Below are 24,947 nucleotides of genomic sequence, written 5' to 3'. Positions count from 1 at the left end.
GCCGGTCATGTTGCATATCCGTTTCGATGGAGCCGTTCCGAGCTAGTCGTCATTTGGTGCTGAGACCTTGGGTTCTATGCTGTTTTTTTAAGGGTTTTCTTGCCTTTAAATACCTCCTTCTTATATTTACACGCTTAGTTACTGATCTTGCTAATGTTTTACTAAAAGTGCCAGTTACTATTACCATAATTGCTAACTTCTGTGTAGTTGTCGTAGGTCTCATTTTTGCCGCTAAATCTCCAAAAAATGTGATGTTTAGCAAGCTTAGATTAAAATGTAACCGTTTACATCTGGAGGTTTGGGGTGGTTTTGTAATACATTGAGAGCCAGATTAGTGCTTAAAAAGCGCATATATAGCTTAAAAGCAGTCACATTAACGTTGTTTTTAACAGTACTTTTAATGCTAATCGGTGAATTGTTAAATATTGGTGGTGCTTTTGGCACCAAATGCAAACGTTTACACTTCAATAACAATAAGACTTGAACGCAGATGCCTAATGGTATTTCGCGCAACAAGGGCACAGGTTCAGAAGCAATATAAAAAGTTGCGTATTCAGCTGCGTTAAAGCAAGGAAAAAATAAAACAGAAGTATTGCAGTAGCTGAGCATGCATCGCGGGTTGGGTAGCTTTAGTAAGGAATTAAAAATACACAATAAAACACCACGATAAAAATATCTAAGGTGTTAAAGCTCTCCTTTTGTGGGTCAATGACGGCCCCATTTATTAAAAACATTTAGCTTCAGTTTTATTTTATAGCGGCGGATAAAGGCATTAACGCCAGTTTTATAAAAATGAAGTATTTAGGGTAAAGTCATGACGGTACTAGACAAAGTTAAACCGGTTGTTTCAAAACGTCTTTTGGGTAAAAGTAAAATTCCAGTGTCGGAGATAGGTTTAGCCTGTGATTTGATCGGTCGAGAATTTGGCGTTGAAGAAAATATGCGGGCCTTTTCTGTGTTGGCTGCAGCAGATAATTGCGGTATTAATTTTTGGGATACGGCAGATGTTTATGGCAATGGTTTAAGCGAAAGCCGTCTTGGCGCATGGCAGAAGAAAAACAAAGGTAGCCGATTAGTTGCTACTAAGGCGGGGCGGGCAAAAGAGCTATTTCCAGATCGCCATCAGTATGACCGTATGCGACGCAGCATCGAGGGTTCGCTAGAGCGTTTGCAAGTTGATAGCTTAGATGTTTTGCATTTACACCGTTTACCAGAGCGCATATTACGCAGTGAGCAATTATGGGCTTGGCTGGATGATTTCAAGCGCCAGGGCCTTATTAAACACTTTGGTGCATGCGTAGATACCGTGGATGAAGCCCTAAGTTGCATCGAGCGCACTGGCTTAACCTCTATAGAAGTTGTTATTAATGTGTGTCATCAAAAGCCTGCCGAGCAACTGTTTGCGAGTGCAAGGGCTAACGATGTTGCCATTGTGGCGCGCGAGCCCTTTGCTCATGGTTTGTTTAGCCCGGTTACGGTCACGTCTACACCGGAGCAAAAAAAGGCGTATAGCTATCTTGAGCGCAGCCGGCTTCAGCAGCGCAGCATGCTACAAAAAATTAAAGAATTAGTTCCAGAGGGTATGACGTTAGAGCAAATGGCTCTTCGTTGGCTGTTGGACTTTGATGAGGTTTCCAGCGTATTGATTGGCGCGCTGTCCGTTGAGCAAGTTAACTCGTTTGCCAAGGCAGCAGCAATGCCATCGCTATCTGAAGAATTGCGACAAAAGATTGCCAGCTTTTACGACGAAAATGTTAGGCCTTATGACGAATAGTATTTAGTCTTGAATTTAACCGCGACCGAACGCTAGCACTTACCCTTTGCTGGCGTTTTCTTTTTTGGCTCGTTGAATAAATTGGTTGATGTAATCAATGCTTTTATCGCTTTCACGTATACCTAAATAAATGGATTTTTTTAGGCCGTTAGCCCCCAAGCGTTTACCTACCAGCGGCAGTTGCGCGCCTGTAACCTCTAGCAACCATTGCGGTAAAGGCGTGACTCCTCTGTTGGCTGCGGCCATGTGTAGCAAAATTTCGGTGGTTTCTAGTACTTTATGTTGGCGCGGTGAAATGTTGGCCGGCATCAAAAATTGACTAAAAATATCTAAGCGCTCTGTGGCTACAGGGTAGGTATAAAGTGTTTGGTCGGCTAGGTCTTTCGGTTGAATATAGGCTTGTTGGCTTAGTGTGTGCTGCGTAGCCATGACTAATACAAGCTCGTAGGCAAAAACGGGCGTAAAAATAAAGCCAGCTTTTTGCACTGGGTCGGGGGTTACCAGCAAATCAATATCATGGTGTGCCAGCGCAGCCATACCGCCAAATTGAAAAGCTTGCCGTACATCTATATCCACATCGGGGAAATCCGCTAAAAAATCTGCAACAACGGTTAATAACCACTGGTAACAAGGGTGGCATTCCATGCCTATGCGCAGGCTACCGCGCTGCCCTGCGGCAATTTGGGCAGCGTGCGCTTCGACTTGCTCAAACTGCGGTAATACACGGTTTGCCAGTGATAAAACAGCGTTGCCGGCTGGCGTTAAGCGCAGAAGGCGACCCTCTTTTGTCCATATAGCGGTATCGAGCTGCTGCTCTAGCTTTTTGATGGCGTGGCTAAGCGCGGATTGAGTAAGGTGCAGCGCATCAGCGGCTTTGGTGAGTGTCCCCTTGCGGTCGACTTCTCGCAGAATATTGAGGTGTATACGCTCTATCATATGAATGCATTTAATGGGTTTTTAAGTAATTGCCATTTTTATTCATAAAGTGTGCTGCGTAAAGAGTAGTCTTGATTATTAAGGGTGACACCTGAGTGACCTATGGCCAAATTATCCAGCCTCGGATTTCTTTGCGGGGGGCATGCGTGTATTGAAGTTTTTTCTAGGGCATATATGGACTGCTCGACACTTCATGAGCAATCACTCTGCGGCTAATTAAATCAATCACCACCGCCAAATATACCCAGCCTTGTTGTGTCCACGCATAAGTAATGTCGCCACTCCACCAACGATTAATGGATGTCACATCAAACTGACGCGTGAGTAAGTTTGGGGTAATCAGAGAGGCATCGCACCCTTCGGGTAAGGCTTTTGCTTACTGACTACACCTTCTTCACGCATCATGTAGCGCGTTGTTGATATTTCTTCGGACTACAATAATTCAATAAGCATGCGCTGACCGGCTGAACCATAGCTCAGAGCATGCTTATCCCTAACCTGCAAACGCAATTCTGAGTATTTATCATGTTGGCACTAAACGATTGGCCTACGCTAAGCATACTGCATGTGGCTTTAGCTTTGGCTGACATCATCCCTCGGTGCTATCGTTAAACTTTCAATATCCGCAAGGCTCGACAATATTTTAGAGCACTACGAACCACTCGATTCACAGAGCGCATGGTACTTTGCGAAGCTACTGTCTGTCGGCTTGTTGGTTACAATGGCGATTCACTACCGCTCAACACAAACCCTGCCCAGTCTTTCGGGTTGGGTTTGCTTGTTCTAATGTATTGCTGCGCTAATTGTAAGGCATGGTCTTTGGCTAGGCCTTTGGCTAGGTGCTTATAAAACTCAGCCATAAAATCGCTAGCCACTTGGTCATTAACAGGGAATAAATTAGCCACTACTGCATCAGCGCCAGCGGTTAAAAATGATTCTTGCAAAGAAGAGAACTCATTGCCCAAAGCACTATCGGCATGTGCTGCCGATTCGCAACTGCCTAGTACCAATAATTTCACGCCTGCTAGGGATAACTGTTCCAGCTCAAGAGCATATACCCGCTCATTAAAAAGCGCTAAATACGAAAAATCTGGAAATTCATCATTCACTTTAGAATGCCCCGCAAAGTGCACAACACTATATTCCGGCATTTTCTCCAGCAAATTATTTTTTGTTAACTGGCCAGAGACGAGGTGCGTTGCGCTGTACATTTCTTTAATGACTGCAACCTCTGAAGTGGCTAATACCTCTTCGCCAGGAACAGCTGAGCCATCTAAAACAAGTACTTGCTTAGCGCTTTGTTTACTCGCTTGGGCTAAAAGCTGCCTAGCGGTTGGCACTGTACGTAACAGATATTGATCACCCAACCATCGCCGCCCATTTTGCTCAGCCTTTAATGCTGCCACAGGCGTATTGCGTAAAGGGCCATTAGCGATAGAAATAATACTTGTATAAGGTCGATTTAAATATGGCTCCAGTAATTTTTCGTAAACCAATACTCCATGCTGAGGTTTTAAGGCAACGTTAAATGCTTTTACCAAATGCAATAAGGGTTCACTTGCCACCTGATGTGCACGAATATCGTTTTTATCTAATGCGAGAATATAAGTTGATGTTTGCCCCATCCACACCGATAACAGCAAACTGCCTTGTGCGATTTTTTGCTGAACAGCGGCTGCCAGATCAGCCCCCAATTTTTGCTGCCCAAAGCTGTGAAAATTCAAACTCGCAGAAGAAACTAAGCTTTGCTGCTGATACAAAAAGTCGATGCGCTTTTGATGAAGATTATGGCTTTGGCGGCGCGAAATTTGCTGTACTAATGCATCCACAAACGGTGCAAATACCGCAGGGTCTAACCAAGCAGTTATCGCATTTATGCCCCTAAGCAGCTGATAGTTTTTATCTAACCGGTTACGGTGGCCCGCTTGCTCTGCCAATGTTGCATTGGCCATTGCCGTATTAAGCGCTTCCAAATCACCTTGTTGCTTTGCTTTTTGCTCGGCAAGTTGCGTAAGCTCGGCTAGCTTTTGCTGTAGTGAGCGGTCTTCATTCGCTAGGCCTTCACTGGTTAAACTGCCATAAAGATCGATTTTATCGGAGCCCACATCACGTGCAAGCTCTAGGTAACTAAAGGCTTTTGTTGCATCATTTTGTGAAATTTCAAAACTCGCGGCTCGCTCTAATATTTCTGTGTCATATATTAAAGGGCTCCAAAGTATTTGATATGAAGAGCGAGGCGTAAAATACCAGGCACTAACGGCAGCCATGTAGGCTGTACTGGCTTTCTCAAACTGACGATTATTTTCAAACACTCTTGCTTGCGTGTACTGCAAATACCCTTGTGTACGCCGACCCACCCAAAACGCAAACTCTTGTGTATACGCATTCGCTTTAGCAAACTGCTCTCTTGCCGCATTTTTATTATTGAGATCAAGCTGTATATTAACCAGCTGCAATAAAAGAAGAGCGTGATTATTATAAAACTGATACTCTCGCTCGATATCTAGGCCCAGAACATCTTCCTGCTGTATAGGCGATTGCGACTCCATTTGCTTTTGCAGCTCTAATATTTTCTTATCCATTGCGCCGCTGTTGATCATATTGGCAATTTCACTCAGCTTAGCGCTAGGGCTACCCTTATCACTATTGGCGCTTGCCACTAAACTATCGACCTTTTGCATCATGCTCTTAATGTCTTCACCCTGAAGAAGGCTGCCTGTTAGCTGCTTGGTGTGATCAAGCTGTGCCTGCTGGGCTTGCTCTGGGGTTAGGCTCAGCTGGCGGGCAATATTGTTTTTTAATTGCTCCGCATCTTGCAGCAATACTGCCAACTGGTTTTGCAGTCGCTTAGAAATAGGGCCAGCTGGCTCAGCTAGCGGGGCCATAGACTGCAAAATTTTTGCTCGAAAGATTTGCCCTAAGTAAACCATTTCTGGGGAAGCGATTAATTGAGGTTCGATATTCACCAAAGAAAATGCTTGATCCAATTCAATCATCGCTTGGTCTTTTTGGTTTGACTGAAGATAAAAAGTGCCAAGCACATAATGCTCTATTGCAGCTTCCATAGTCATGCTTGAGTGGCTAAAACGCTGGCTGGCTCTCAATCGGCGGGCAGTATCAATAACTTGCTTGAGGTATTTTTCGCTGCGATGGGGCCTGGCGGGGCGCACTAAAGCCACTAATAAAGCTTGGCTGATGTGCTGCTGCAGCTTTAACCGTTTAAAACAATCGAGTGCCGCCCTCGATATCTTATCGTTATTGCCAATAAATGTTTTTTCTTTTGCTAAAAATTGCTGCTGGGTATCCAAAAAGGTATTTAGGCTTTTTAAGGTTGGCCGCTGTATTATCTTAAAGCTTTGAATACCCTGCCCTTTAAATGCTTCCAATGCGCCAGCGATAAAGCTCAGCTGATTATTGTGTATAGATTGCACACTCATCTCTTCACCATCATCATTGAGGGCTTGGCAACTCATCTTGCTTGCCAGCCTTCGAAAAACCTTATGTTCAGAGGCGGCAATTCGCGCTAATTTTTTATCACTGATTTCTTGGTTTTTTTCTCTCTTGTTATTTGGCATCTGCTGTTTTGCGATCACTTCGGCCATCAGTGATTCTACCAAGGCCTTTTGATTCTCTTGCAATACAGCTTTCATATCGTCTTCTGAAACTTCCATATTATTCGATATTTTATTGAGCATTTGATCTTTCATTTGCTGCTTGATGAGCGCTTGCTTGATTTGGGCTGAGGCTAATTGCTCTGATACCGTCTGGGCATTATCAACATTTTGCGAATTCAGCGCATGCAAACGGTTTTTACTAGGCTGGGCATTCATGCTTTGCAGCAAAGATAGATTCATAAGATCGAGTGCGCGTTGGTATTCGCCTTTGTGCCACTGCATCGCTGCAACGGTAGTTATCGCAGAGTTCACTGCATCAAAGTCGGATTGAGTTTCTGGCTGCCAATATTTTGGCTGAGCGCTCCTGATCTCTTTGCAAACTTTTAGTAGTTGATTCGTTGATTGTAAATGCGCGGCGCTGCATACCAACTCCGTCATTAGTCCCTCAGCCTCTGCTGATTTAGGGTCTTCGGCTAATAAAGTTAATGCCAGCCAAGCTTTGCTGCGCATGACTAAGCTCGGCTGATTTTGGGATTCGCGAATGACGGTGCGAAAGACATCCTCAGCATCGCTATAGCGCTTATCTTTTACATGTTGCACGGCTACATAATACGAGTCACTCACAGCATGTGCTGTAGCACAAACCCATAAAGTAATCATGGCAATAAGAGTTTGTGAAAACAAAGCTATTGGCCCTTTCATGCGAGCACCTCAATATGAATATCAAAACGTGAATATAGAAACATGGCAAAAAAGCATGATCTTAGTGAGCTAATCAAGCGTTTATGTAGTGGGCGCTTCTAAAAATAGTGATTATTTTTTACAAAAACGTGCGTATTCTGGGTTAGCGACAATCTTATTACGTCTCTTTTTTGTCGCGGTGTCGAGCAAACTATTGGCTGGGCTTAACAGGCTTTGGCAGGCGACCAAAGCCGTAGCATAGTCATGCGAAGCCACGGCAACCTCTAAGCTTTTGATAAATTCGCGCACAACAACTGTGCTCGGTGTGCCTGGCTGATAGAGCGCTTTTGTTTTTAGCCATTGCGCTGCGCTTTTATAATGGCTGTTATCGAGCGATGACGCTACTGTATATGCCTGTGCAAAGTAACCTTTCCCGCTTAAATAGCTGGCATAGACTAGTTTGCCCAAATCGGTATCGCGGCCTATTTTTTGATTACCAAGCAAGGCGTATGCTTGCAACGCGATATCTTCCGTAAAAGGCCTTGTGATAGGGTTAATGAGTATTTCGTCGAAGTGAGCGCTAGTTTGGCTGTTGTCGGTATTTTCAATCTCGATTTTGTACGTGAGCGAATGATCCTTGGAAAAATTCAAGGGCAATGCCGGTTCGATGAGTAGCTCATGAAAGCCGCTTTCATGATAAATAGGAGAATCAGCTTCCCATTCATTCACTAAAGACGGCCTGCCTAAATCATCATATTGCATCAGCATAATCAGGTAGTCTGCACCTTTAGGGCCGCTCCAAAGCACGCGACTTAGGGTAGTCAGTGCTTGCTGATTTGGTAATATTAAAAAAGGCACATTATCATCTTCGCGGCCTCGCATTTTACTACTGCTTTGAGCGGGGCACAGTGGTTTATGGTGTTTTACCTCGCGAATATTAACAAGCTCATCAAGCCCTGGGCAAAGCAGCCACAACTGAGACTCTTTACTGGTAAATTGTAGGCTGCTGCTATAGCTATTATTGCCGGCCAAAAGTGTACCCGCTTTTACGTCAATCGCTTTGTTTACGCCGGGTACATTTAATGTCACCTCACCGCTTACTTGTATTACTAAGGCTTGACCAATAGCAACACTTGGCAATAACGCGACCAGCCATATCAACATAGGCACTGCAAAACGATTTAACGGCAACATACTATTGGGCACCAAGCTTAAGCACTTGTAAATAAAGGTCATAACTCACTCCAGATAGGGGGGGGAGCATTTCGTTAGCGCTGATTTGGTTTTTTTGATGTTTTTTAAACCGAGCGATACATTCTTCAGCTGCTTCATCGTTAGGCGCATCAGCTTTAGCGATTAGGGCATGTAAGCAAAAAATCTCTGGGTATTGATCAAGCTTTTGCGCCGAACTAAGAAATTTTTGTGCATTGTTAATAAAAGTCAGCGCCTGCGCATTCGACCCCATTTTCCAGTGTGCCCACGCTCGGTTTTTAAAAATGACCCCCATCTGTGTCCATTGCTCTGAAGGCGTTTGTGCACTGATATTCGCCTCAGCTTGATCAAGCAGTACCAAGGTGTCACTTACTCTGTCTTGCGCCAATAATAAAAGGGCGAGATTATTATAAGCTTGCGGTCGCGTGTGCGAGTCTTTCTCAATACCGGCACGGTAATACTGGATGGCGTTTTCAGTATCGGCTAGGGTGGTGTATATCTCGGCGAGTAGATAGTAGGCATCTACGAATTCGCTATTAGCTTCCAAAACCTGCTTTAGAGCAGAAATAGCATTCGCGTATTTCTTATTATTCACAGCATTTACCGCTTGCTGGTAACCCTGTTCGGCATTCGGTTTGGGGTATAGCCACCAAGCCGCGCTGACGATAAATACCAGTAGCCATGCAACCAAGAGAGCACGCCGCCAATGGTATGACGCCGCTAAACCTCTCGCTATTGAAGGTGATGCTGTTACTGTTGAGCTGCTCGGTAATGGTGCGTTTTCGTTTACCGTGCTTATTTGCTGGGGGGTATTACGCGTAGCAAGAAAATTTTGAATACTTTTAATAGTTTGGTCAAGACCTAGGCCATTGGTGTAATGGGCTACAGCGGGGCTTTCGCATGATAAACCGGCCACACCTTCGCCTGACGGAGTTTCGATGAATTGCTCGACAGGTAGCTGCTGATCTCGGCAAAATTCAAAGTATCCCAGCATACCCATTAGCAATGAGTACCGGCATTCGGCGAGGTCAGTAGCAGAGCACTGCTCGCCATGGTCTTCATCTATGCACCGCGAGTGGTCTCTAAACCCACCAGCCACTTTGAATATACTACTCACACGGTGGGCGGCAATCCCTGTTGTTTTTCCCGAGGTAGGAAAAGACTGAATAGCAGCAAAACCGTTTCGATGGATGTGCTTAACGACGAGCTTAATAAGGCGATCTCTCGCAGAGGCTTCGAGAGTGTTTTTAATATGCGTAATATAATGAAGAAGGTGATAACCCTCCCAATAGTTTTTTAACTTTTGTGTTTGTACACTTTCTCTGTTGTCGCCTGACCAGGCCTGCATAATTTCTATAGCGCTTTTTTTACCTTCAGACCCCATAGCGGCCTGAAGCCGCTCTAACACGGCCCGGTCTTCTGCTCTCAATATTGGCGGCTCTTGAATAGTCATCAATCAGATAAGTCCAATAATTACAATGCAAACCTCCCGACTCCCAGTGCAGTAACAGCAGGTATAACACCTCAATTTATTCGTTTTCTGGTGTATTAATTCAATAGTTACATATTTTTACGCTATTCGGAACACTTCGGAACGTTTTCTGAAGATTTACCCTTAGTTTCAGGATGAATTCTGAGTGCCTTGGGGCCAACAATAAAGCCTGTGTACCGGTACACATCAACTTATTCAATTTATATTTATTGGAGATGTGTGATGAGTAAAAACACAGGCTGTAACAAAAGTGAAATTTCTGTGGTCGTTGATGATCACGTCCGAGAAGAAATAAAGCAGTTTAGAAAAATTAATTTAGGGGGAATTTATCCCCATATGGACCTAGATAATGATGTATTAGATGGCAGCGCACTGACCTTTTATACCCGCGCCAATAACGGCGAGATAAATAGCACCGCTCGCCTTACGGTAGATAACCCTTATGGCTTCCCGCAGGAGGCTTACCTAGCTGAATACCGAGCGCGCGGTGTCAGAATGATGGAATTGGGTCGCTTTATCATCAAAGAACGCCATCAAGGGTTGGAAAAAACATACTACCGGACCTTTTATAACGTGGCCCGCAACCTTCAATGTAATGCCATTGTGATGTCGATGCAGCCGCACCACGTCGCTTTTCACAAGCGCATGGTTGGCTTGCGCGTACTAGCAGAAAATACCGTTAGTTATGGCGGGCCTTTTTCACTGGCGTGTGTGGTTTGGGAGCTGGATGCCACGACCCCTAAATTTTTCAAATGGTTAGGAGAGCAGCTATGAGAGATTGGAACGCTTATGCAGCGCCTTTTCACTCGGTCATGCCCAGTGAGCTGGTCACGGTTAATCGCTCGGTGGCTGAGCAGTTATTTGGGTCGGTGGTAGATTTCGGTTGCGGGCCGGGCAAAGTTATACCTTTCGCGTTAACCACAAACAGAGTTAATGGCTATTTAGGTGTCGATATGTCTCCTGAAATGGTGAAGTGCGCTCGCTGGGTGGCAAGCCATTACCCAGGCAAGCCTTGTAAAATTGTGCAAGCCAAAATCGAGCACTACAGTCTTAGCTCTAAAGCAGACTCAGCCCTTTCAATTAATAGTTATTACACTTGGCCCGACCCTATGCGAATATTGCGCCATATTGCCAGCCAACTGAAAGTTGACGGGAGTTTTGTTCTCGCTACAATCAACGCCAGCTTAGATATGAACGCATTACTAGAAGAAGCTGAAAAAGAGCAATTAGCGAATCCTTATTGGCAGGACTTTAAACGTTATAATCAGGCGATTTTTCGTTGTAATACCTTTAACTTGGCAACCCTTGATGAACTTGTAGGCCAAGTGCGCCAAGTAGGGTTTGTGGTACGCGATGCTCATACCAAGTTCTATGCAGGCGGGTTAAACTACTTAACCCTCACTAAAGGGCACCTTTAAAAGCCAGGCTGCGGTGTGAACTTTAGCGTTACAAAACAAGCTTTTACACTGCGCGCAGGTTTGAGCTTGTTTAATTGTTTGCATCAGGCGAGGGCCTGTTAACCATCGGGGATGGGAGCATGACTTTTAATGTCAAGGATCTAGGGCAGTATGTGGCTAGGCTTTATGCAGCCGATAACTTTGAACAAGCCTTTAATATACTCCACGATCAAGCCCTCAAATTGGGGTATGAAGGTGTACTTTACACTTACATTCCCCAAATTTTATTAGAGTCTCATTTTTCTCGCGCGCCGGTGTACCATGTATCTGATGGCTATAGCCCTGCCTATTTAAAGCATTACACCGAAGCACGCTTTGACCAAAACGACCCTCTCATAAAAGCCGTAATGGGCGGCGTGCAAGAGCCTGTTGAGTGGTGGGGTGAAATCAACAAACAATATATGGCGGGCAATAAAGCCAGCCGAGAAGTCATCGCCACCGCTAACGATTATGGCATTTCAAATGGCATCACATTACCTTTAATGTCTTCTGCCAAAGGCATTGCTGGCGCTAGTTTTATCAGCTCCGAGCGTTGTCATTTTAATACCCTCAATAACGAAAACTTAGCAATGTTGCGCTTATGTACAGAGCTATTCCATAAGTTCATTATTGCTGATGCCTCTTGTGTCGGTTACTTTTTAAAACCGCTGCTCGATTCTTTAAGTAAAACCGAACGCCTATTCCTGATAGGCTTGGCTCAGGGTAAGCAGCCCTCGCAAATTGCCTCTAAGTTAAATAAAAGCGAAAAGTACCTCGAACAGTTAATGTTAAAACTGCGGCGCAAATTTTCTAATTCACCCGTCGACACTACACCTACACTAAACCGCAACCAAATTCTTTACTATGTGGGCCTATCTGGGCTGCTCGAGAATATAGATTAGCGCGCCCATGCCATCAAGGTAGGATTTCCTATCTATCTCACCATTGTCGCTTCGCATACCATTTCCCATGAGCATTCTGTAGAGCGGGGGCTACGGAATTAGCAGGTGCTTGTGGTTAGTCCTATCATTCTTGTCACTCGTGAATAGCTCATTCATCCATCGATTATAAATTATTGGGGTACTGACAATGAATTGTACGGGCTTCTCAACGAGAGTTTCGTCAGCAAAAAGAAATACATTTTTGCTTTTTACAGCATTAAGTCTCGCCGCATGTGGCAGCAGCGGAAGTGACGACGATGTTTCCAAGCCACCTACGCCGAGTTCGAGTAAAAGCTCAGTGCAAAGCACAAGCTCCAGCGTAATATCTAGTTCCAGCTTAAGTGCAATGCCCAGTAGTTCGAGCGCCGTTATCAGTTCGAGCTCAGTAGCCAGCGCTCAGTCAAGCTTGCATGTCAGCAGCTCTAGTGTCGCAAGCGTTATACCCAGCAGCTCACCGGTTAGCTCAAGCAGCCTTACCATGGTACAAAGCAGCCCAAGCGCTGTAATAAGTTCTAGCGCGAATAGCTCATCGCTAAACTCAAGCAGTTCGAGTTTCAACTCCAGTTTATCGAGCTTAAGCTCTAGCGCGAGCGTGCTCTCAAGTTCAAGTAGTTTGAGTAGCTCGAGCAGTTCGCCAGTACCACCGAGCCTCGAAAATTTTACGCTGTCAGACTCCCCGGTTTTTGTTGGCACAACCGTTACTTTTAGTTGGAGCGCCAGCGATGAAAATAATGATAATTTGACGTGTTATTTAGATATCAATAATGACGATAACGTCGATTACACGATTAATAATTGTTCGGCCAATAACTCGCAAGAGCACGTGTTTAATACCGCCGGGCAATACAGTGCACGCCTCATTGTTGATGATGGTGAATTAACACCTATTGAGCGTGTGGTGCAGTTCAGAGTTATCCCTAAATTATCGACGAGCATAACCGCTAGCGGCCCCGTTGTGGCCGGCGAGAGATTGCTCTATACAGTCACTATTGGCAATGCGACAGCCCTACCAATGACTGATGTGAATGTTTCACTGACACTACCCGACGAACTATCGTTTGGATACGCAAACGATACGCAGCCTAATAGCTCACGGTGCGGTAATAATGCCTGTACGCCAGGCGAGGTGGCAACATGGAACTTCGAAAATCTAGCGGCCGGCGAAAGCCGAAGCATACATATTAATGCGCTCGTGGCACAAGCGACGTTAGATAACACTATTATCGACTTACCATTCACATTTAATGCTGCAGGCCTTAGCGAATTCAGCATTATTAAAAGTGTAGAGGTACTTAATAGCCCATCGGCCGATCTTATTTTAAGTGCAAGTGCCGACCCCGTTATGCAAGATGAAAGTTTTGTATATCGCATCGATTTTGGTAATACCCAAGCCACTGCCCTCGAAGGCACGCAATTGAGTGTTATGTTGCCGGCAGGTATTACTGTTGATTCGATTAGTCATAGCGGTACAGAGGTTTCCCCCGGTATCGTTCAGTGGGATGAAAGCGATGTTAGCGTTGGCCAATCACGCCACCGCGAAATTACCGTAACGGCCGAGGGCGACTTCAAGCCAGGTGAATTGCTTCATGCTCGCGCAGCGCTAACTTACGAAGGAATGGCTGTAGAACACTCAGCAGAAATTGCGTTGAGTGTCGTATCGAACCCTTTACCATTAACCATAAATATCAGTAGTTCGGCTGACCCAGTCGTGCATGAAAATCGTGTTACCTATACCTTTACAGTAGGCAATACTTCATTACAACCGGTTGACGATGTTACGGTTTTAATTCGCTTGCCAGCAGAGCTATCGTTTAGCTACAGCAATGATGCAGAACCGAATAGCTCTAGATGTGGTAATAACGATTGTACCGCTAACGAAGAAGCATGGTGGACATTCGAAACTTTAGCCTCAGGCGAAAATCGCACGATTACGGTGAATGCAATCATCGATACTGTACTCAGTGGCAACCTGATTAATTTACCTGTGAGTATGACATCTCCAAATTTAATCGATGATATTGTATTGCTCAAAACGCTTGCCGTATTTAATACATCTTCGGCGGACTTCTCCTTAAGCGCGAGCGCAGATCCAATCGTTGCTGGCGAAACATTCAACTATCAACTGGACTTTGGCAACACCAGCGCCGGCGCACTGAACAATACTGAGCTGCGCGTTGATTTGCCTCAGGGCGTATTTGTCAACTCGATCAGTAATGGCGGTATGGAAGTAACACCGGGCGTTGTGGTGTGGAATGAAAGCAATGTAAGCGTCGGCGCCTCATTGCACCGTGAAATGACAGTAACAGCAGATTCAAACCTTTCCCTCGGCAGTGTATTAAAAGCTCGCGCGCAATTAACTTTTGATGGCGGTCAGGCAATAGATAACACCACAGAATTTGTCTCGAGTGTTACAGCCAATAACTTACCATTGATGGTCGATATTAGCAGCGCTACAAACCCAGTGGTAAGCGAAGAGCACGTGATGTACACCATCACCTTAGGTAATACATCGTCACTGCCTGTTAATGATGTTACGGTCATGGTTCGTTTACCGCAAGAGCTCTCATGGAGCTACAGTGGTGATGCTGCACCAGATAGCTCTAGGTGCGGCAACAATGTGTGTACGGCTAATGAAGAAGCTAGCTGGAGCTTCGATACTTTAGCAGCCGGTGAAAACCGCAGCATTACCGTCAATGCACAGGTTGATAATGTCCTTAGCGGCAATCTTATTCATTTACCTATCCGCATAGTTTCGCCAGATTTTAACGATGATATTGCTTTGGTAAAGACGCTTGCTGTTCACAATGCGCCGTCTGCCGATTTAATAATAAGCGCCAATGCTGACCCAGTAACACGAAACCAGAACTTTGTTTATCAGTTTAATTTTGGCAATACCAGTGCCGATGCATTGAGCGGCACACAATTGCGAGCATTTTTACCCGAAGGCGTTACTATTGATTCGATAAGCGATAACGGTATGGAAATATTACCGGGCATTGTGGTTTGGGACGAAGGTAGCCTCAGCGTTGGAACTACAGCTAGGCGAGAAATACACGTAACGACTAATTCCGACATTAGCGAAGGCGCAATATTAAAAGCCCGTGCGCAATTAACTTACGATGGCGGTCAAGCCATCGATAACCAAAGCGAATTTGCAAGCAGCGTCATTGACGCGCCGCCACCAATAGTTATCGATATCACCAGTTCGGCCAATCCTGTTGAGGGCGATAGCCGCCTTGTTTATACATTTACAGTCAGTAACCACTCATTGCAGCCAGTTAATGATATTAATGTGATGGTGCGCTTACCTAAAGGCATATCGTTTAGCTACAGTAATGATGCAGAACCCAATAGCTCGAACTGCGGTAATAATGTATGTACAGCGACGGAAGAAGCAAACTGGATATTTGCAACCATGGCCGCCGGCGAAAGTCAGACAATAACGGTTAATGCACAAGTGGCAGAAACACTTAATGGGCAATTAATTCATTTACCCATACGAATAACGACAGCCGGTTTGAACGACGATATTCAGTTAATAAAAACGGTGGCGGTTTACAATAATTCACCCGCCGAATTGACAATCAGCGCTAGCGCCGACCCAGTCGTTCCTAACCAAACATTTAGCTACCGCTTAGACTTTGGTAACACTAGCGGCTCGAACTTGAGCGATCTTGTAGCGCGCGCCTATTTGCCCGCTGGCGTCAGCATTGACTCGATCAGTGATGACGGTACCGAAATCGCAAACGGTATTATCGAATGGAGTGCGATAAACCTTGCCTCAGGAGGCGCGGCATATCGAGAAATTACTGTCATAGCAGACTCAGTGATCGCTGGCGAAAACCTCACGTTAATGGCCGAGCTTAAACATGCTGGTGGGCTGCAAATCGATAAACAAAGCGAATATACCGTATCGGTTGCCAAAAGCGGTGGTATTGCTGCGCTACTATCATTTGAGATAGCAGCCTCGCCCGAGCCTGTCGCCTCTGGCGGCGTAATAAGTTACACCCTCACGGTTACCAACAATTATGGTTTACCGGTTAATGATGTTGAGGTATTACTGCGTGTGCCTGAAGAATTATCATTTAATTACTCAAGCAACACCTCACCAGCCAGCTCGCGGTGCGGTAATAATGTGTGTACCGCCAATGAAGAGGCAGTCTGGTCACTCGGCACACTATCCGCAGGCGCGAGCGAAGTTATTACACTTAATGCAAACGTGGCAGAGGGCATGGTTGATGGGCACTTTATTATTGCTCCATTTAGAGTCAGCGCCGAAGGCATGATCGATAGTATTAATATGCAACAGGTAACCGTTTTGAAGAACTAAAAGCTTGCCTAGCGATATAGCAACACTCATCAACTATACGAACCCGCCAAAATAAAAATAAAGGATGGCAAGGACGCTAGTGGTTTTTTATAGAAGTTGGGGACGTGATTATTATACAAAGCTGGGTTACTTAAAATGGACATTCAGGGACGAGTTGTGCAAGGACGCACATCAAAGAGCGGCGCACCAAAGCGATAAGCGGGGCCGCCTACTATCTGCCGAACTATTCACCCTTAACGGATGTTCTATTGGATAAAATTTTTGTGCAAAGTGCTACCCCCAAGATCCATTGGAACGTTTATTGAGTTACTGATTGGAGCAATGCTCACCCCAAGGGGTTTCGTCACCGATGCCTATTAATGCTTGAGATGAAAAACCATTGGAGCAGTTATTACAAGTGGCTGCAAAAGGGGAGGTGGTCGTGGCTTTCCTTAGCAAGGCAATGTCTTCGACTATGCTTAAGTGTTATGAAATGCGACGTTATCAATTTGGCGATAGATGACACGTTCATGCTCTGCCGCAAACACCTTGATTCGTTAATATTCCACAAAATCATCCGCTTTTTCAAATAAATGTCTACTTTGCTCACTCAGCTCTAAGTGTGCTGATGCTGGCTTTTACCGGTTCGTTAGCTTTTTCCATACTAATTTGGTATCCAGCAATTTTTGGGTCTTCTTTTATCGCGCGTAATACCACGGTGCTTCTGGTTTTAATATCCTCAAACTACCAATGGCTTAAATATGAAGTGTTAATCCTGTAGAGGGGGCTGCCGGCTAAGGCGTTAAAGGCGCTTAAAGCTAGAAACCGTAGTTTAATCTGCCACAAAAAAAGCCCTCTAAAAGAGGGCTTTGGTATGAGTTAAAGCGGCGATGTGTATTCGCCAGAGCTTACCTTATAGTTTACCGACACCAGCATTACTCATCACAATGGCTGGAACATCACCGGCTTTATCTAGTGTTACCGAATTTGCACCACTCACATTGCAGTTATCGCCATTAAGGTTACCATCTTGCCAGTTAACCGGTACTTTGTGCGCTTTGCCGTTATCTACTGTACGGGTATAAGTGCCGCCTTCCCACGCATTACCACTAGCAGCCCAGCAGCCTGGTACATCTGAATCGGTTGATGCAATTAAGGGGTTATTCACGTTTTTGAAATAGTTATTTTCTACTAACGCTTTACCTTCTGCACGGGCATTAATGTAGTGAATTTGATTCACCGAGTTGGTATTGCTCCAATAGTTATTAAATGTGTGAATCGTTGCGCGGCGCAGTAAAGGCGTACGTTGCTCGATGTTTTCGTAGTAATTGTGGTGGAACACAATGTAGTTGTTACCATCTGGGCTATCGTTAGCGCCAATAAGACCACCACGGCTAGAGTTGCGGAAATGGTTGTAAGAAACTGTCACGTGGGTTGTATCGTTTTTCATATCGATCAACGAATCGTAACCTTGGCTTTCACCGCCCGAGGCTTCAATAGTGTTGTGATCAATCCAGATACGCGTTTGTGGACCGCCTTGTATTGCAATACCGTCCCCGCCATTGGACGTTGGCGAGACAGATTTTTTAACATTTTTAATCGTTACATTGCGAATAATAATGTTTGAGGCCCGAGAAATTTGAATGCCCACTTGATCAAATACGCCACGCGTACCGACACCCTCAATGGTAATGTTTTCGACTTCTTTAAGTACGATAGTATCGGCCTTAGTCCCATTGCAGCTACCGCTGGCTGATGCGGTGTTGCCATGGTTAATGGTGCCATCTACTTTAATGGTTAGTGGTGTGTTGTCTGAGCCGCGGCCACACAGTGCTTCGTGTAACGCTTTACCTGTGCTTACCGTTACAGTAGAGCCGCCAGCACCACCTGTAGGCGCTGGGCCATAACCCACCCATTGCGTGGCTGCCATTTTGGGTTGGTTAGTGCCATCTGAAGGTATCTCAAGAACTGGAATAGAAGAGTTAGAACCGCTGCTGCTTGATGAGCCTGAAGCAGGTGCGCAGGCTTCGGCGCTAACCGCAGGCCCTGCAATGGAGATTGAATCGGTATTGGCTAAACCTTCTGCGCCGTTGGCGGCTAATACAAGCTTATTAACCCCAGCATTGAGTGATATTTCAACGGTTTCTTCGACCCAAGTCGCCCAAGCACCGGTTGTATCCATATTAACAGTAACGGATGCGCCGGCGTTGCCATTCGCGGTTAAAGTACCCGAGCGAGCAGCATCGCCACCATTAGCGTAGCGGAAGGTGACTTGGTAGGTATTGCTTTCAGAGGCGTTAACTTGCCATTCGATAGATGCGCCAGTGGCGTTTTCCGAATCTACAAAGCCCGCACCCACGTAACCGGAATGCTTGGTATCGATGACGCCCACAGTACCGCAATAGCCGGTTGTGCTTTCTTGTATTGTTAGCAGGGTAACGCTTGCTGGCGTCGAAGATACCGCTGCGCTGCTTGAAGAAGGCACGACTGAGGACACAGCAACAGAAGAACTACTGGATATGACCGGTGCGCTTGACTGTGCGGGGGCGGAAGAGCTTACAGCTGGAGCCGAAGAATTAACAGCCTGATCTTGTGAGCTAGAAGATACGCTCTCACCAGTACAGCCAGCTAAAGTTGCAGTTATTACTGCTGCAAGTGGCATTATTCTAAATTTCATGTGTGCACCTTTGACGAAGTGTCTTCTGTAACGAAGTATTACACCTAGGGGTAATTGTGATTATGGGTTCCAGATACCAACGCGCAGCCTCGCACCTGTAAGCCAAGCAACTTTCTTGCGCTACTAATGTCGTCACGCGAGTTAGTAAAGCCATCATAACCACCACACTGGCCACAAAACAAACTGGTCTTACCAGTTTACCAACCAGTTCACAGAATCCCCTCTGCGACAAGGCCACTTGTATCGTTAAAAATTCTCTAGGCCATAGAGTTGAAGTGACCATTATGTCGAGGTTTGTTGGGCGAGAAGGCAATGAGTAACCAATGAGCTTTGGCATGCGAATACCTAAACCTTAGGCCTTACCAATTATGGTGAGACTGACTCTATATACTGGGTATTTCTTGCCGTTAAGCCAGCTATTGGGTTGCGCTAACCCAAAACTGTGTGTGCATTTACGTGTAATACCGGCTATACATGGCCGTGCGCTTTTTTGTATGCAGTAGTGTGGAAAGCAGTGGCTCTTGTACTGCGCGGTAAGTATGGTTGGTGGCGCTGTGCAGCGTAAAGCTAAGGCTACCGACCACCAAAAGAGGTTACCGTGGAAAAGATAGAAAGCGTTTTAAGTTTTATTGTAGAAATCGAAAAGCTAAAGGGTGTGCTGCGTAAAACACGCCCTTGTGCATTACCCCGTTACGAAAATTCAGCCGAGCACAGCTGGCACGTGTGCTTATGCGCATTAATGCTTAAGGACTTTGCCGACGATACTATTGATATTGACCGTGTTATCCGCATGCTGCTGATTCACGATTTAGGGGAAATTGATGCAGGGGATACCATTATTTATGCCTCGGAAACGGCAGAGAATAAAGCGAAAGAAGAGGCCGGCGTGAAGCGCCTGCTGGGCTTATTACCCGATGGTCAAGGTGACGAATACCTAGTGTTATGGCAAGAATTTGAATTGGGCGAAACCCCCGATGCCATTTATGCCCGTGCGATAGACCGCATTCCGCCGTTGCTGCACAATTTACATGGCGATGGCCATAGCTGGAGGGATAACAACGTGCCTAAAGAAAAGGTTTTCGGCTTAAATAGCCGTATAGAAAAAGGCAGCAAAGATATTTGGCGCGTGTTAAAAGGAAAGCTCGAAGAAGCCGTTGATGCAGGATTATTGAATTAAATAACATTGTAAAAACGATAAAGTTTGCTTTACAAAAAAGGGCTCTAACTATTGAGCCCTTTTTTTATTTCAAGCTATTTAATTCGATAAAAAATCGGCGATTAAGTTGATTTCTTCGCTTGTTAAAGACGAAAGTGATTGCATCAGCGGCACACTGCCAATTTCGCTTGTAATCCTAGCTGCAGATTGGTTGCTGACGTCACCAAAAGTACTTGCGCCAACCCCGTTGCCAGAGTGGCAATCACTGCAATGCAGGGTAAATAGTGTTTTGCCATCCACAACGGGCTCTGGCGCGGGTTGTTCATCAGGATATTTAGTTACATCATTCATGGCTGCAAACAGGTCTTGAATATCATCGATGTCCGAATCTTTTAATATTGGCCCCATAGTGCTGCCCAAATGGCCAAATTTAACCTTGTGCTGGTCCTCGTAGGGCTTATAGCGCATGTGGCGGCCAACAGTATAGGACTCTCCGTCGACTAATATTTTGGTACCATCAACGCCGTGGCACATCGCACAGTTATTGGTGTATATCGCATCCCCCGAGGTTGGGCTGCCATTAACGCCTAAGTTTTGAAAGCTGCGTGGCCTGTTAGGGTATTGGCCATTTTCTAAAACGATATCGTAGATTGCGGTAGTATCCAGTGCTTCCTCTTTGAGGTATTTAACAATATCCCAAATTTGTTCATCCGTTAGAATTTCTCCATATGCAGGCATCTGGTCGCCGGTTGCTGCATTATTGTTGGGGTCATAGTTGCTCAGGTCGACATCAACAGAGCGCGAATTGGCACTGCCTTTAATGCTATCAAAAATAGCGCGTGGTGTTGCGACTTCGCTAACCAAGGCTAAATTAATATCGGCAACGTTAGGCCTAGAGGTCGATGGCGCGCGATTACTGTAGCCACCGTCACGCCCCAAACGATCCCAGCCGTGGCATTGTTTACACCGAAAGAAATCAGACTTGCCGGTCACGGCATCTAGTTGACCTTGGTTATCCAGATTTGAATTCCCTAAAGTAAAGCCCGTTTCACTCGCCCAGAATTTAGAATAGAGCTGACCACCAACTATGCCATCGGCCTCCTCATAAGCTTGACCTCCCGACATGTCCATAGGTGCCTCGCTACTGCTTTGGCTACTTGTGGTAGTTGCATTATTTTTACCGCCACCACAGGCGGCTAACACAGAAATAACAGCCAACAATAACGTTTTGTATAAAGCGTTGTAGCAATACATTTTTGTTAAAAAGTATTGCCGATAAAACTTGTTATAAATTTTCATTTTAATATCGAAGCTCCCAATAATGTTAGTTAAATAACAAGGGTAAGCCGAAAAATAATTTGCAATACGGAAGCTAGATTTAACCTTTTTTTCGGGCGAAAAATCGTGGCAAAATAGGGTGTAAAACTAGCTGCAGGTGAAAGTATTTTTCAGCCTTTACCCAAAGGGGAACATATCAGCATCTACCAATCGGTAATGGTATTCTTGCACAAACTAGATATATTTTATGCATTAAAAAATACTTTAGGGTTTAATTACCATCGACGCTAAAATAACTATGCTAAACATATTCGGTAAATAAATATCATTATTATTAATAGAGCGGCAATGCATGCTAATTGAAATATTAAAACCTCTAGACTTCATGAAAGTGCGGCCAATATCACAAATAGCAATAATGCCTATATATGTATTTTTTAGTACACGTATTGGCTAAAAAGGAAAAGGTAATACGTAAATTTTGGCTCTCTATTTTTACTAGCCAAAACCTTTATTTTCGATAATTGGGCACATCTAAAAATTACCATTTGAAGAAGCATTCCGGCGCTTTAAGATTAGGGTAGACGGAGGTCAGGAGAGGAAATGCAGTAAGTTCTAGCCGGAATTTTAGCCTTCTCGATAGGCTGCAGCTTATAAGTTTGGCTGCAGCCTATGAAGTGTAACTCTAACAATGTTTTTTATTAGTGAGATAAGAAGGATTTAGCTTCTCAGCCCTATGAAATGTTAGGGGGCATTTTGAATAGCCGCTAACAAATAAACGAGTGGCGCATTCCAGTTAATAGTGATTTCGTTGGTGGAATAGCTACACCAAGTATCGCTATAAGATTTTGCCGATAATGAGGAGGGGTAATCGCAGGCTGGCGTTTCGGGTTGTTGACTGTGTGGCCCCCCCACTAAAAACCCTGGAACAGGTTCTGCAATGTTATCAGCGTAAGATGGGCGGTGATGAATATCTACTGGCGGTTTTGCGCCGGCACCAGTGACAAAAGAATAACCCGTTGCATTGCGCCCAAGTAGGTAATCAATAATCGATGTTGTGGCATCAACATAATCCTGCGATGGGTTTAAGCTATTGGCATACATTAAAACAAATGCTTGGTTAGCGGCTGCGCCGTTGCTGCCCCAGTAGAAATCGCCACCCAAGGCATTTTCGTCGAGTGGAACGCCGTAAGCGGTTGCTTTAAATTTAGCAACAGACCCATCGGCAGCACCAATTAAGCCATCGGTCACCATTTGGTAATCTGCCGCTGACATCATCGCTTGGCCGTGTTCGGCTAATGAAATATAGCCCAGTGTACCAACGCCGCCCCACCAAGGCGCAATTACGCCGGCATCAATAGATTTAAAACGCTCCAAATACGAAGATTGCCCTGTTAATAAATACATTTCGGCCGCTGCCCAGGCAAATTCATCGCTAACGTCATTATCGCCATACGTGCCCGTTGCAATGTCTGATGGCTGGCTATAAATAACCGATGGGTTAGCTTCGGCCCAATTCCATGCATTCAGTGCCGCTTGGCGGTAGGCTGCGCTTTTACCAGGGAATGCTTGCTCAAAATTGCTATAAACACGGCTGGCAACGGCCATAACGGCGGCGAAATTTAACGTTGCTGCGGTTGTTCGTTGCACCACATAGCGCTGAGCATTAGTTTGGTTAGGCATTACCGTGCCGACAAAATTCTTGGTGGTTAATTTATGGTAAACGCCACCATCGGGGTCTTGCATATTCTCCATCCATTCGATATTCCACATGGCTTCATTAAGAATATCGGGCACGTTGTCGTTGGATTCTGGAATGTTCACGGCAAGGTTTGCGAAGTGGTCGCTGTAATGCTCGTAAGCGGCTAACAGGGTGTAAACCGAAATACCGCTGTTAACAATATATTTATTGTAATCGCCGGCGTCGTACCAACCTTTAGGGGCAGAAATTACCGTGCCTTCAGAGCGGGTATTCGACACAGCCGAAGCATGGACTAAAACATTGGTGTCTGGGTGGCCTGCCGCACGCGCCCATATACCCGCATACTGGCTGGGTAATTCTGCACTGGCACGGTTGAAGTAATAAGCTTTTAAAGCGGCTTCGCCAAGATCATTAAAAACATTGCTACCAATCTCAAAAGAATAACTTTTACGGCCGCCAACATCGCCGAGGTAATATGTGCCTGGCGTTGTTAGGGCGGTAAACTCTGCCATGCGAACGGTTTCGCCTGAAGGCCCCCAAGTGGCTTCGTTGCTATATTCGCCGCAATACACTTTTACATCATCACTGGCGCGTGCGATATAAAATTGGCTATTGGCAGGCTTTTCGATAACCGCGACTTTTTTGGCATTTGGTAAAAAGCCCACCTGATTAATGCGAATGGGTGTATTACTTGCGCCATTAAGCGTATTGCCGCCGCAGTTAACAATATCTAACCCCGAGCTACTTGCTGCGCTACTTGAGCTAACCACCATACTTGAAATACTACTAGCGGTAATCGCTGAGCTAGTTGATATTGCAGTGCTGGATGTTGTTACAGCACTGCTGCTGTTATTTGGGCTTGCCGTACAAGCGCTCATAGCAATAGCCGCGCTGAGTACTAAAAGTTTTTTTACCATGTTTCTTTCCTTCAAGATAATGTTTTTATGGTTTGATCTTGAGTGATTACTGGTCTGAACCGACAGTGTTATTTTTGGTTTTTTGAGAAGTGTTCGGTAAATTTGAGAAAAGTCGCCGTGTACCGCGCAACAAAGAATACCTTTAACTGCAATATGGAAAATTTTTATTCCACCAATTAATCAACCACAATTCTGCCGTTGCTAACCCCATGGCAAGCATTACACGAGCCATTAGTAACCAACCCTGGCATTGTGCGAATGCCGCCGGGGCCTTCTACTTCTACATCCACACCAGATACCAAACCGTTACCGGTACTTAAACCTTCAACGGCTTGTGTTGTATAAAAATTACCGCTGCCATCGGTATTGGCCGTGAGTGACAACGTATTCGTATTGTGTACATATAATCGCACTGTTGCGTTGGCTTGGGCCACGCCGCTAGATGTATAAATGGTGCCTGCAGCGGTAAATTGCTCGGCGTTATTAGTACCATCGTGGCAACCAGAATTCATACATGCTTGGCCTGGATTATGGCTGCCAGTACTTTGGCTTGAATTTGTTGCGCTAGTGCTGCTGTTCACATCTACCGGTGTTGTTCCAGCATCGCCGCCACTGCCGCAAGCGGCAAGTTGTAGAGCTAAAGCAATTGTAGTGCATTGTGCTATGAACGTTTTTAGCATAGCTTAGCCATATCCTTTATTCGTGTTGGGGTATGGCTAAGTCTATTCCACAATTATGGATTGCGCTGTGTTCTTCGCTAATCACCGAAACAAATAGTGCCCCCGCAATAGCAAAGGGCGCTGGTTTAGCACATGTAGCTAC

At 45.3% G+C, this 24,947-nt stretch carries 14 protein-coding genes and 2 pseudogenes; 7 read left to right on the top strand and 9 right to left on the bottom strand.

The features are described 5' to 3' along the window. The first annotated feature begins 814 nt into the window (after positions 1-814). Positions 815-1,774 (top strand): aldo/keto reductase, encoded by a 960-nt coding sequence (locus MARGE09_RS20780; RefSeq protein WP_236985091.1) that lies wholly within the window; start codon positions 815-817, stop codon positions 1,772-1,774. 39 nt (positions 1,775-1,813) lie between these two features. Here MARGE09_RS20780 and MARGE09_RS20775 read toward each other — a convergent pair whose 3' ends face one another. The 5 genes and pseudogenes from MARGE09_RS20775 to MARGE09_RS20760 all read right to left on the bottom strand — a co-directional run bounded on the left by MARGE09_RS20775 (position 1,814) and on the right by MARGE09_RS20760 (position 9,670). Next, a complete protein-coding gene (locus MARGE09_RS20775; protein ID WP_236985089.1) occupies positions 1,814-2,710 on the bottom strand; it encodes a LysR family transcriptional regulator in 897 nt (298 codons plus the stop codon). 163 nt (positions 2,711-2,873) lie between these two features. Next, positions 2,874-3,050, bottom strand: a pseudogene (locus MARGE09_RS21785) (DDE-type integrase/transposase/recombinase); the annotation flags it as partial. 376 nt (positions 3,051-3,426) lie between these two features. Further along, complete coding sequence (locus MARGE09_RS20770; RefSeq protein ID WP_236985087.1) at positions 3,427-7,026, bottom strand: CHAT domain-containing protein; 3,600 nt, start codon at positions 7,024-7,026, stop codon at positions 3,427-3,429. 111 nt (positions 7,027-7,137) lie between these two features. Then, positions 7,138-8,241, bottom strand: coding sequence for a hypothetical protein (locus MARGE09_RS20765; RefSeq protein WP_236985085.1), 1,104 nt, complete (start codon positions 8,239-8,241; stop codon positions 7,138-7,140). Beyond that, positions 8,201-9,670, bottom strand: coding sequence for a tetratricopeptide repeat protein (locus MARGE09_RS20760; RefSeq protein ID WP_236985083.1), 1,470 nt, complete (start codon positions 9,668-9,670; stop codon positions 8,201-8,203). Before MARGE09_RS20760 ends, MARGE09_RS20765 begins: the two co-directional genes overlap by 41 nt. A gap of 261 nt (positions 9,671-9,931) precedes the next feature. On the opposite strand from MARGE09_RS20760, the gene MARGE09_RS20755 reads away from it, so the two are divergent. The 5 genes and pseudogenes from MARGE09_RS20755 to MARGE09_RS21815 all read left to right on the top strand — a co-directional run. Beyond that, positions 9,932-10,483, top strand: a complete 552-nt coding sequence (locus MARGE09_RS20755) for an N-acyl amino acid synthase FeeM domain-containing protein (protein ID WP_236985082.1) — start codon at positions 9,932-9,934, stop codon at positions 10,481-10,483. After that, a complete protein-coding gene (locus tag MARGE09_RS20750) occupies positions 10,480-11,127 on the top strand; it encodes a class I SAM-dependent methyltransferase (protein WP_236985080.1) in 648 nt (215 codons plus the stop codon). The genes MARGE09_RS20755 and MARGE09_RS20750 overlap by 4 nt, the downstream gene beginning before the upstream one ends. Before the next feature lie 119 nt (positions 11,128-11,246). Then, positions 11,247-12,047: an autoinducer binding domain-containing protein gene (locus tag MARGE09_RS20745; protein ID WP_236985078.1), complete on the top strand. Its 801-nt coding sequence runs from the start codon at positions 11,247-11,249 to the stop codon at positions 12,045-12,047. A 241-nt stretch (positions 12,048-12,288) separates the two neighbouring features. Next, positions 12,289-16,416 carry a DUF11 domain-containing protein gene (locus MARGE09_RS20740; RefSeq protein WP_236985077.1) on the top strand — a complete coding sequence of 1,376 codons (4,128 nt, stop codon included), beginning with the start codon at positions 12,289-12,291 and terminating at the stop codon, positions 16,414-16,416. 240 nt (positions 16,417-16,656) lie between these two features. Beyond that, positions 16,657-16,931: pseudogene (locus MARGE09_RS21815) on the top strand (IS701 family transposase); the annotation flags it as partial. A gap of 377 nt (positions 16,932-17,308) precedes the next feature. Here the strand turns inward: MARGE09_RS21815 and MARGE09_RS20735 are convergent. Then, on the bottom strand, positions 17,309-19,072 hold the full coding sequence (locus MARGE09_RS20735) for a pectate lyase family protein (protein ID WP_236985075.1): 1,764 nt from the start codon (positions 19,070-19,072) through the stop codon (positions 17,309-17,311). Between the two features lie 598 nt (positions 19,073-19,670). On the opposite strand from MARGE09_RS20735, the gene MARGE09_RS20730 reads away from it, so the two are divergent. Next, positions 19,671-20,249, top strand: coding sequence for an HD domain-containing protein (locus MARGE09_RS20730; RefSeq protein ID WP_236985074.1), 579 nt, complete (start codon positions 19,671-19,673; stop codon positions 20,247-20,249). Positions 20,250-20,327: 78 nt separating this feature from the next. On the opposite strand, the gene MARGE09_RS20725 is transcribed toward MARGE09_RS20730, so the two are convergent. From MARGE09_RS20725 to MARGE09_RS20715, 3 genes are all read right to left on the bottom strand, one after another. Further along, positions 20,328-21,527: a c-type cytochrome gene (locus MARGE09_RS20725; protein WP_236985072.1), complete on the bottom strand. Its 1,200-nt coding sequence runs from the start codon at positions 21,525-21,527 to the stop codon at positions 20,328-20,330. A 723-nt stretch (positions 21,528-22,250) separates the two neighbouring features. Beyond that, positions 22,251-24,125 (bottom strand): glycoside hydrolase family 9 protein, encoded by a 1,875-nt coding sequence (locus MARGE09_RS20720; RefSeq protein WP_236985071.1) that lies wholly within the window; start codon positions 24,123-24,125, stop codon positions 22,251-22,253. 176 nt (positions 24,126-24,301) lie between these two features. Beyond that, positions 24,302-24,805, bottom strand: a complete 504-nt coding sequence (locus MARGE09_RS20715) for a hypothetical protein (RefSeq protein WP_236985069.1) — start codon at positions 24,803-24,805, stop codon at positions 24,302-24,304. Positions 24,806-24,947: the final 142 nt, after the last annotated feature.

This window comes from Marinagarivorans cellulosilyticus, from assembly GCF_021655555.1.
In the GTDB taxonomy this organism is placed as follows: domain Bacteria; phylum Pseudomonadota; class Gammaproteobacteria; order Pseudomonadales; family Cellvibrionaceae; genus Marinagarivorans; species Marinagarivorans cellulosilyticus.
The sequence above is the reverse complement of the archived record's forward strand: the minus strand, read 5'-3'. Positions and strand labels throughout refer to the sequence as shown.

Coding starts and splice junctions, on each gene's coding strand:
- MARGE09_RS20745 (WP_236985078.1), top strand. CDS start 11,247: ATGACTTTTAATGTCAAGGATCTAGGGCAGTATGTGGCTAGGCTTTAT.
- MARGE09_RS20775 (WP_236985089.1), bottom strand. CDS start 2,710: ATGATAGAGCGTATACACCTCAATATTCTGCGAGAAGTCGACCGCAAG.
- MARGE09_RS20720 (WP_236985071.1), bottom strand. CDS start 24,125: ATGGTAAAAAAACTTTTAGTACTCAGCGCGGCTATTGCTATGAGCGCT.
- MARGE09_RS20770 (WP_236985087.1), bottom strand. CDS start 7,026: ATGAAAGGGCCAATAGCTTTGTTTTCACAAACTCTTATTGCCATGATT.
- MARGE09_RS20755 (WP_236985082.1), top strand. CDS start 9,932: ATGAGTAAAAACACAGGCTGTAACAAAAGTGAAATTTCTGTGGTCGTT.
- MARGE09_RS20760 (WP_236985083.1), bottom strand. CDS start 9,670: ATGACTATTCAAGAGCCGCCAATATTGAGAGCAGAAGACCGGGCCGTG.
- MARGE09_RS20715 (WP_236985069.1), bottom strand. CDS start 24,805: ATGCTAAAAACGTTCATAGCACAATGCACTACAATTGCTTTAGCTCTA.
- MARGE09_RS20750 (WP_236985080.1), top strand. CDS start 10,480: ATGAGAGATTGGAACGCTTATGCAGCGCCTTTTCACTCGGTCATGCCC.
- MARGE09_RS20765 (WP_236985085.1), bottom strand. CDS start 8,241: ATGACCTTTATTTACAAGTGCTTAAGCTTGGTGCCCAATAGTATGTTG.
- MARGE09_RS20725 (WP_236985072.1), bottom strand. CDS start 21,527: ATGAAAATTTATAACAAGTTTTATCGGCAATACTTTTTAACAAAAATG.
- MARGE09_RS20780 (WP_236985091.1), top strand. CDS start 815: ATGACGGTACTAGACAAAGTTAAACCGGTTGTTTCAAAACGTCTTTTG.
- MARGE09_RS20735 (WP_236985075.1), bottom strand. CDS start 19,072: ATGAAATTTAGAATAATGCCACTTGCAGCAGTAATAACTGCAACTTTA.